A 423-nucleotide genomic window follows, 5' to 3' on the forward strand; every position below is an offset into this window, starting at 1 on the left:
TCGCCATCCCCGGGCACGGTGAAGGTGCCGTTGACGATGCAATCGGGGAAGCTCCACATCTGGTTGCGCGCCAGTTGCACCACGGCTTTGCGCACGTCCTTGAAATGCACGTGGCAGACGCGGTCGATATGCTTGCGCAACACCTCGATGGGTTCGCCGCCGCCCATATAGCAGTGGCCCGAATCGAACAGCAGGCCGACTTCCGGCCCGGTACGGCCCATCAACTGATCGATGTCTTCAGGCGATTCGACATACGCGCCCATATGATGGTGGTACGCCAGGCGCACGCCCTGGGACAGGGTGAAACGCGCCAGCTCCGTGAGTTTGTCGGCGTAGTCCTGCCAGGCCTGTTCACTCTGAAACCGAGGACGCTCGATCAGGTGAATGCGCGAGCCCTGGATCGAATCGGCCACCTCGCCGTAC

The 423-nt window shown here is 62.2% G+C and carries 1 protein-coding gene; it reads right to left on the reverse strand.

From position 1 onward, the window contains the following. Positions 1–423 (reverse strand): TIM barrel protein (locus FCS21_RS16475; RefSeq protein WP_138624538.1); only part of this gene is annotated, 423 nt, incomplete at both ends.

Source organism: Colwellia ponticola (genome assembly GCF_005885605.1).
In the GTDB taxonomy this organism is placed as follows: domain Bacteria; phylum Pseudomonadota; class Gammaproteobacteria; order Enterobacterales; family Alteromonadaceae; genus Colwellia; species Colwellia ponticola.